Here is an 8,437-nt window from a genome sequence, read left to right as displayed (position 1 = left end):
CGATCTCTCCGCCCTCGCCGAGGTGGCACCGTGACCGCACCGACCACGTCCCCCGTCCCCACCGCCCGCGAGGGCTACTTCGCCCCGCCGACCCTCGCCGCGGCCCTCGACCTCCTCGCCGACGGCGGCCCCACGAGGGTGATCGGCGGCGGGACCCTGGTCTACCCGCGGCTCGCCCGCGACGTGCCCACCCCCCGACGCCTCGTCGACCTGGCCCGCATCCCCGGGATGGACCGGATCACCTCCGACGACGGCGGGACGACCACGATCGGGGCCGGGGTCACCTACGGCGGCCTCGCGCGGTCGCCGGAGACCCCGCCGCTGCTGCGGATGCTCGCCGGAGGCATCACCGGCGGGCCCCAGATCCGGGACCAGGGGACGGTCGGGGGCTCGGCCTGCCACGCCAACCCGTCCTCCGACGTCCCGGGCGCCCTGGTCGCCCTCGACGCGGTCGTCGTCCTCGCCGACGCCGCGCGCGAGCGCCGTATGCCGGCCCGCGAGTTCTTCCGTGGCCCGTTCGCCACGGCGCTGGCCGTGGGGGAGCTCGTGGTCGCGTTCGAGTTGGGCGACGCCGTCGCCTCCGGGGCGTGGGGCTACACCAAGCTCAAGCACGGCGGCAGCGGGTGGCCTGTCGCCACCGCCTCCGCCCACCTCGTCCGGGCCGGGGACGGCTCGATCGCGGCCGCCCGGCTCACCCTCGGCGCGGTCGCTGCCGTCCCGGTCGAGGTCCGGGTCCCACCGGACCTCGCCGAGCGGGCCCCCGGTGCCGACGTGTCGGCCCGCGCCGGGCTGCGCGACCTCGTCGAGGCCGCCGCGCCCGACTGGTGGAGCGACGAACAGGCCGACGCCACCTACCGCCGACGCGTCGCCGGGGCCATCGCGGCCCGCGCGCTGGCCCGAGCCCTCGACGGAGAGCCCTCGTGACCGCGACCACCGACCCCGTCACCTCGATCACCACCACCGTCAACGGTGCGGAGGTGACCCTCCCCGTCGACGGCGGGCGGGCGCTCGCCGACGTGCTGCGCCGGGACCTCGCCCTGCACGGCACGCACCTCGGGTGCCGCAACGGCGACTGCGGCGCCTGCACCGTCCTGGTCGACGGCCGCCCGCTCAAGTCGTGCCTCGTCCCCGTCGGCCGGGTCGACGGCCGCGTCGTCGAGACCATCGACGGCCTCGGTGACCCCCACGCCCCCGACGACCCGGACGGCCTGCACCCGGTGCAGGAGGAGTTCCTCGCCGCCAACGCCTTCCAGTGCGGGTTCTGCCTGGCCGGGCACGTGCTGTGCACCGTGGCCGCCCTGCGCCGGGACCCGGTCCCCGACGACCTCGAGGGCGAGCTCGACGGCAACCTCTGCCGCTGCACCGGGTACCGACAGATCACCGTGGCCGTCCAGGCCGCGCGGGACCGCTCGGGATGACCCGGCCGGCTCGGGCCGTCCTCGATCAGGGGCACGCCCGGCAGGTCCGGCGGCCCGGAATCCTGCCTGACGTGCCCCTCGTGATCGGCCGGGCGCGCGTCCCGGCCCACCCCTTGATCAGGGGCACACCCGGCTGGTCCGGCGGCCCGGAATCCGGCCTGACGTGCCCCTCGGTCAGGCCCGACCGACGTGCCAGTCTCTGCGCCATGTCCTCCGATACCGACACCGATCGTGGCGAGAGCCGGCCGGGCTCCCGGGCCTGGGTCGGCTCGTCGTTCGGCGCGCTCGCGTCGCTGGTCCGCATCGTCACGGTCGTGTTCGCCGCGGTCCTGGTCCTCCACGTCGTGCTCACCGTGGCCTCGGCGAACCCCCGCAACGGCGTCGCCATGGTCCTGGCCGCCGCCGCGGACCGCCTCACGCTGGGACTGGGGGACCTGTTCGCGCCCTCGAGCCCGTCGCTCGGCGTCATCCTCGACTACGGCGTCCCCGCGGTGATCTGGCTGATCGCCGGGGTCGTCGTCGCCCGTCTCATCACCGCTCTCGGCCGCTGACCCCCCGGCCGCCGGGGCCGGACCTGCCTCGTGGTCATCGGGCCGCGCGCGAGGCTTCGCCGTGCCGCCGCGGTTCGCCTACGCTGCGGTGGGCTCATCGAAGATCTCGCCACCGACGAGGCAGGGGACAGCCATGGCGGAAGACGACCTGCTCGCTGCCGCAGCCGGAGGGATCGTCGTCGGTCTCGACGACTCTCCCAGCGCCCGGGTGGCGCTGCGCCACGCCCTGCGCGAGGGCGTCCGCCGGGACACGCACGTCCTGGCCCTCGCCGTCTACCACTCCCAGGCCGCGTGGGCGCCCCAGGTGGCGAAGGTGTTCGACGAGGACCGGCTCGTCGGGGAGGTCGGGAAGGCGGTCCAGCAGGTCGTCGACGAGGTCGTCGCGGAGGAGCGCGAGCGGGGCAACGCGGTGCCCCGGGTGCGCTCGGGACTGCGGACCGGCGCCCCCGCCGACGTCCTCGCCCGCATCAGTCGCCACGCGCAGCTGCTGGTCGTCGGGGACCGGGGGCGCGGGGCGCTGGCCAGCCGACTCATCGGCTCGGTGGTGCTCGGCGTGGTCCTCAACGCCCCGTGCCCGGTCCTGGTCGTCCACCCCACCGACTGATCCGCCCCACCGACTGACCCACGCCTCTGGCGGCCCGTCCGCCGTCGGTCGTCCCGAGCGGAGCGACCTCGGGCGCCGGTGACTCCATCGCGCCCTCGAGCGCGCACGTCCGACGCGGCGTGGGCCGACCCGGTCCCGCCGCCGGACGGGCCGGCGACCGCGGAGATCGCGACGTACCGCACGTCGCGCCGGTGACGATCGTCGCGGGCACGCCATTGCCGTGCGCAGCAGCCGCAGGCTGCGACCTATTGACGTGATCTCGCTCACAGACGCACACTCGTTGCGTCTAGCAGAACCGGTTGCGGAAGGCGCAACCCACCGTCCGAGGTCGACCAGCGGGCCCGCGGACGCACGACGGAGTGGAGTGTCGATGACGGACGTCCTCCCCCCTCGGGCCGCGGTCGACATCGCGCCCGGCCCACCGCCCTCCGCGGTGGTCACGGACCCGGGGGTCCTGCTCTACCCGCGCCTGCGCAAGTCGCCCTACTTCTGGAAGTCCCGGGCCCACGGCGTGGCGATGTACAGCGTCTACAACCACACCTATCACCCCCGGCACTACGGCGACCCGGTGGCCGAGTACTGGGCGCTGCTCGAGGACGTGACCCTCTGGGACGTCGGCGTCGAGCGCCAGATCGAGATCACCGGGCCCGACGCGTTCGCGTTCACCAACATGCTCGTGCCCCGCGACCTGACGAAGTGCGCCGTCGGGCAGTGCAAGTACGTGTTCGTCACGGCGCCGGACGGCGGGATCATCAACGACCCGGTCCTGCTGCGGGTCGACGAGGACCGGTTCTGGCTCTCCCTCGCCGATTCCGACGTCGGGCTCTGGGCGTCGGGCCTCGCCCACGCCGGCGGGTGGGACGTGGCGGTGCGCGAGATCGACGTCGCGCCGGTGCAGGTCCAGGGGCCGAAGGCCAAGGCCGTCGTGACCGACCTGTTCGGCGCGGACGTCGCCGAGATGCCGTACTACCACCTGCGCCACGCGGTACTGGACGGCATGCAGGTCGTGGTCAGCCGCACCGGCTACAGCGGCGAGATCGGCTACGAGATCTACCTGCGGGAGGCGACCCGCGACGCCGGGCGCCTGTGGGACCGCGTGTGGGAGGCCGGTCGCCCCCACGCCATGCGGCCGATCGGGCCGTGCCACGTCCGGCGCATCGAGGGCGGCATGCTCGCCTACGGCTGCGACATCACCCTCGACACCAACCCGCTCGAGGTCGGCTACGACTACACCTGGATGGTCGACCTCGACCAGGAGGCCGACTTCGTCGGCAAGGACGCCCTGATCCGCGCCAAGCAGCGCGGGCTCACCCGGTCGATGGTCGGGCTGGAGATCGGCGGTGCGCCGCTCGGCTCGTTCAACGACGGCTCGATGATCGAGCCGTTCACGGTGTGGGACGACGCGGGCCGCATCGCCGGGTCGGTCACCAGCGCCTGCTGGTCCCCGCGGCTCGAGCGCAACATCGGGCTGGCCATGGTCCCCGTCGGGTGCACGCCGCTGGGGACGACGCTGCGGGTCAGCACCCTCGACGACACCCGCGACGCCGTCGTCGTCGAGAAGCCCTTCGTCGACCCGCGCAAGCAGACCCCGAAGGGCTGAGCCGTGGAGCCGGGCACGGACGACCCCGGGGTCCCGGGCGGGCCCGCCGCCGTCGCCGCGCTGCTCGCCGATCCGCGCTGGGAGGTGGCGCCCACGCCGGACGTCCTCGAGCTCGCCGCGGCCGGACTCCCCGCGGGGGCCACGGTCGCGGTGACCGCGTCCCCGAGCCGGGGCGTGGCGGCCACGGTGGCGGTCGCCGAGGGACTGGCGGCCCGGGGGTTCGCCGCCGTGCCGCACCTGGCGGCGCGGAGCGTGCGTGACCGGAGCGAGCTGGCCGAGCACCTCGGCCGCCTCGCCGCCGCCGGGGTGGACGAGGTGTTCGTCGTGGGCGGCGACGCCCGGGAGCCCGCGGGTGCCTTCCCGGACGGCCTCGCCCTGCTGCGGGGGATCGAGGACCTCGGGCGCCCGCCCCGCGTGGGCGTGCCGAGCTACCCCGACGGCCACCACCGCATCGCGAGCGACGTGCTGTGGGCCGACCTGCGGGCCAAACAGGCGCACGCCGACCTCACCGTCACCCAGCTGTGCTTCGACGCCGACCTCGTCTGCGCCTTCGTCGGCGAGGCCCGCCGGCGGGGGATCGACCTCCCGGTCGTCGCCGGCATCCCCGGCGTCGTGGACGCCGCGCGGCTGCTGCGGATCAGCGTCCGCATCGGGGTCGCCGACGCCCTGCGCTTCGCCCGGTCCCACCGCTCGACCGCCGGGGCACTGCTGCGGCCCGGGCAGCACCGCCCCGACGAGCTCCTGGCGGGCCTCGCGGCGCACGTCGCCGCCGGGGACTGCGCGCTCGAGCGGGTCCACGTCTACACGTTCAACCAGATCGAGCCGACCGTGCGGTGGCTGACCCAGGCCCGCCACGCGGCCGCGTGAGACCTCTGCGAGGAGGAGCCGTGACACCGTTCCCGGAGCGGGCCCAGGTCGTCGTGATCGGGGCCGGCATCGTCGGCAACTCGGTCGTCCACCACCTCGCGCGGTTGGGGTGGCGCGACATCCTGCTGGTCGACAAGGGGCCGCTGCCCGATCCCGGCGGCTCCACCGGCCACGCGTCGAACTTCGTGTTCCCGGTGGACCACTCCCGCGAGATCACCCTGCTCACCGCCGACTCGATGCGCCAGTACACCGAGCTCGGGACGCTCACCACCTGCGGCGGCATCGAGCTGGCCCGCACCCCGGAGCGCGTCCAGGAGCTGCACCGTCGGATGTCCTCGGCGCGGGCCTGGGGCATCGAGGCGGACCTCGTCACCCCGGCGCAGGTGGCGGCGGACGTCCCCTTCCTCGACCCCGGTGTCGTGCTCGCGGGCTTCCGGACGCCGTCGGTGGCGGTGGTCGACCCGCTGCGGGCCGGCGAGCTGATGCGGCAACGGGCCATCGAGGCCGGGGCGCTGACCGTCGCGGCGCTGACCGAGGTGCTCGGCATCGACACCGACGACGGCCGGGTCCGCCTGGTGCGCACCGACCGCGGCGACGTCGAGACCGATCACGTCGTCGTGGCGTGCGGGGTCTGGAGCCCGCGGATCGCGCGCCTGGCCGGGGCGACGATCCCGTTGACCCCCGCGGTGCACCAGATGATCGACGTCGGGCCCATCGCCGAGCTCGCGGCCACCGGACGGGAGATCGCCTACCCGATCATCCGCGACATGGACCCGCTCATGTACGAGCGGCAGAGCGGCCCCGACCTCGAGATCGGGTCCTACGCGCACCGCCCGATCCTCTGCGACCCCGACGACATCCCGTCGGCCGCCGCCGCGGCGCTCTCGCCGACCCAGCTGCCGTTCACCCCGGACGACTTCGACCCGCAGATGGAGGCGGCGCTGGAGCTGTTCGCCGGCATCCTCGACCGTCCCGACGCCGGCATCCGGCACGCCATCAACGGGCTGCTCTCGCTCACCCCCGACGGGCACCCGCTGCTGGGGGAGACCCCGGAGGTGCGGGGCCTGTGGTCGGCGGCCGCGGTGTGGATCAAGGAAGGTCCCGGGGTCGGCCGGCTCATCGCCGAGTGGATGACCGACGGCTCCCCGGAGATCGACCCGGCGGCCGCGGACATCGCCCGGTTCGCCCCCCACGAGCGCACCCGGGCCCACGTGCGCGCCCGCGCCGCCGAGGGCTTCAACAAGACCTACGGGATCGTGCACCCCCGCGAGCAGTGGGGCTCGGACCGCGGGGCGCGCCGGTCGCCCTTCCACGAGCGCGAGGTGGCCCTGGGCGCGGAGTTCTTCGAGGTGGCCGGCTGGGAGCGCCCGCAGTGGTACGCGGCCAACGCGCCGCTCGTCGCCGAGTTCGGCGTCGAGGACCGCCCGCACGAGTGGGACGCGCGCTGGTGGTCGCCGATCATCAACGCCGAGCACCTGGCGATGCGCCGCGGCGTCGCGGTGATCGACCTCAGCGCGTTCTCGCAGTTCGACGTGCGCGGTCCCGGGGCGCTCGCGTACCTCCAGCACCTGACGATCGCGCAGATGGACCGGCCCGTCGGGCGGGTCATCTACACCCCCGTCCTGGGTCCCGACGGCGGGTTCCGCAGCGACCTGACCGTCGTGCGCCTCGGCGTGTCCCGGTTCCGTGTGGTCACTGGGGGCGCCGACGGTGCCCGGGACCTGGCGTGGTTCCGACGTCACCTGCCCGACGACGGCTCGGTCGTGCTCGAGGACGTGACCTCCGCGGTGTGCACCCTCGGGCTCTGGGGCCCGCGGGCGCGGGACGTCCTCGCCGCGGTCACCGACGACCTCGATGATGCTGTCTCCGACGACCGATTCCCGTTCGCGACCGCGCGGGAGCTGACGATCGGCTCGACCCCGGTCCTCGCGCTGCGGCTGTCCTACGTCGGCGAGCTCGGCTGGGAGCTGCACGCGCCGACCGAGGCGGGCCTGCGCCTGTGGGACACGCTCGTCGAGGCCGGCGCGCCGCACGGTCTCGTCCCCGCCGGCATCGGGGTCTACGGCACCACCGCGCGGATCGAGAAGGGCTACCGGCTCATGGGCCACGAGCTCGACGCCGAGCACGGGCCCGTGGAGGCCGGGCTCGCGCTGCCGGGGCTGAAGTCCGCGGACTTCGTCGGGAAGGCCGCCTACACCAAGGCCCGCGAGGGCGAGCCCGAGGCGACGCTGTGCACGCTGCGCCTCGACGACGCCCGCGACGCCGCCGGCCTGCGGCGCTACCCGCAGGGCGGGGAGCCGCTGCTCATGACCGACGGGCAGCGCATCGTCGACCGCCGCGGCCGGCCGTCGTACGTCACCAGCGCGGGCGCCGCCCCCTCACTCGGGACGTATCTGCTCATGGCCTACCTGCCGCCCCGGCTCGCCGTCGAGGGCGCCGACCTGCTCGTCGAGTACCTGGGGGAGCGGTACCCGGTCACGGTCGCCCGCGTGGGGCGCACGCCACTGTTCGACCCCGACGACGCCCGGATGCGGGGGTGACGCGGGAGTGGACGTCCTGGTGTGCATCAAGCGCGTGCCCGCGGTGGGCGCTGAGATCCTGCTGACGGCGGACGGCGCGGCCGTGGACACCCGCCACCTCGGCTTCACCATCGGCCCGCACGAGGAGTGCGCGGTCGAGGAGGCGGTGCGCATCGCCGAGCGCACCGGCGGGTCCGCGGGGGTGCTGACCGTCGGTGCGCCGGAGACCGAGGAGCAGCTGCGCTACGCGATGTCGATGGGCGCCGACCACGCGGTGCGCGTCGACGCCCCCGGCGCCGACGGGGATCCCGAGGCCACTGCGGCGGCGATCACCGGCGCACTGCCCGACCTGCCGCCGTACGATCTCGTCCTCTTCGGCGCCGCCTCCGCCGACGCCGGGCATGCCCAGGTCGGGGTCCGCGTGGCCTGTGCGCTCCGACGGCCCCTGGTCGGCGGGGTCAAGGGCATCGAGCTGGGCGAGGGTCACGTGTCGCTGCGCCGCGAAGCCGGCGGCGGCGTGGAGGTCCACGAGGCGCCTCTGCCCGCCGTCGCCACGGTGCTCGAGGGCCTGAACCTCCCCCGCTACCCGACGATCAAGGGCCGGCTGCGGGCGAAGAAGGCCCCGGTCCGGGTGCTCCCGGCCGCCCCGACGTCCGGCGGTCTGCGGACCCGGCGCCTGCGCCACCGACCCGAGGCCCGCGCGGAGACCGTCGTGCTGGGCCACGGGGCCGACGCGGCGCCCGCCGTCGTGGACGTCCTCGCCGAACTGGGGGTGGTGCGCTGATGGTGCTCGCGATGGTGGAACGGGACCCCGACGGGGCGCTCACCCCGGAGTCCGCGGAGGTGCTCGCCACCGCCCGCGGCCTGGCCGAGCACCT

The 8,437-nt window shown here is 75.2% G+C and carries 8 protein-coding genes; all 8 read left to right on the top strand.

The features are described 5' to 3' along the window. Nucleotides 1–30: 30 nt before the first annotated feature. The 8 genes from AC0CYZ_RS16085 to AC0CYZ_RS16050 all read left to right on the top strand — a co-directional run bounded on the left by AC0CYZ_RS16085 (nucleotide 31) and on the right by AC0CYZ_RS16050 (nucleotide 8,343). Entirely contained in the window at nucleotides 31–924 is an 894-nt protein-coding gene (locus AC0CYZ_RS16085) for an FAD binding domain-containing protein (protein ID WP_472217079.1), read from the top strand. Continuing rightward, nucleotides 921–1,418, top strand: a complete 498-nt coding sequence (locus tag AC0CYZ_RS16080) for a (2Fe-2S)-binding protein (RefSeq protein ID WP_472217077.1) — start codon at nucleotides 921–923, stop codon at nucleotides 1,416–1,418. The genes AC0CYZ_RS16085 and AC0CYZ_RS16080 overlap by 4 nt, the downstream gene beginning before the upstream one ends. Nucleotides 1,419–1,624: 206 nt before the next feature. Next, nucleotides 1,625–1,969, top strand: a complete 345-nt coding sequence (locus AC0CYZ_RS16075) for a hypothetical protein (protein ID WP_472217075.1) — start codon at nucleotides 1,625–1,627, stop codon at nucleotides 1,967–1,969. A 133-nt stretch (nucleotides 1,970–2,102) separates the two neighbouring features. Further along, complete coding sequence (locus tag AC0CYZ_RS16070; protein WP_472217073.1) at nucleotides 2,103–2,573, top strand: universal stress protein; 471 nt, start codon at nucleotides 2,103–2,105, stop codon at nucleotides 2,571–2,573. 370 nt (nucleotides 2,574–2,943) lie between these two features. After that, nucleotides 2,944–4,173, top strand: a complete 1,230-nt coding sequence (locus AC0CYZ_RS16065; protein WP_472217071.1) for a glycine cleavage T C-terminal barrel domain-containing protein — start codon at nucleotides 2,944–2,946, stop codon at nucleotides 4,171–4,173. 3 nt (nucleotides 4,174–4,176) lie between these two features. Next, nucleotides 4,177–5,040, top strand: a complete 864-nt coding sequence (locus tag AC0CYZ_RS16060) for a methylenetetrahydrofolate reductase (protein ID WP_472217069.1) — start codon at nucleotides 4,177–4,179, stop codon at nucleotides 5,038–5,040. Nucleotides 5,041–5,060: 20 nt separating this feature from the next. Further along, nucleotides 5,061–7,580 carry a GcvT family protein gene (locus tag AC0CYZ_RS16055; RefSeq protein WP_472217067.1) on the top strand — a complete coding sequence of 840 codons (2,520 nt, stop codon included), beginning with the start codon at nucleotides 5,061–5,063 and terminating at the stop codon, nucleotides 7,578–7,580. Between the two features lie 7 nt (nucleotides 7,581–7,587). Beyond that, nucleotides 7,588–8,343, top strand: a complete 756-nt coding sequence (locus AC0CYZ_RS16050) for an electron transfer flavoprotein subunit beta/FixA family protein (RefSeq protein WP_472217065.1) — start codon at nucleotides 7,588–7,590, stop codon at nucleotides 8,341–8,343. Nucleotides 8,344–8,437 lie beyond the last annotated feature (94 nt).

It is taken from the genome of Actinomycetospora sp. (assembly GCF_055612215.1).
The sequence above is the reverse complement of the archived record's forward strand: the minus strand, read 5'-3'. Positions and strand labels throughout refer to the sequence as shown.

Bases quoted from the DNA above. Each gene is read 5' to 3' on its own strand.
- AC0CYZ_RS16065 (WP_472217071.1), top strand. From the start codon at position 2,944: ATGACGGACGTCCTCCCCCCTCGGGCCGCGGTCGACATCGCGCCCGGC.
- AC0CYZ_RS16070 (WP_472217073.1), top strand. From the start codon at position 2,103: ATGGCGGAAGACGACCTGCTCGCTGCCGCAGCCGGAGGGATCGTCGTC.
- AC0CYZ_RS16075 (WP_472217075.1), top strand. From the start codon at position 1,625: ATGTCCTCCGATACCGACACCGATCGTGGCGAGAGCCGGCCGGGCTCC.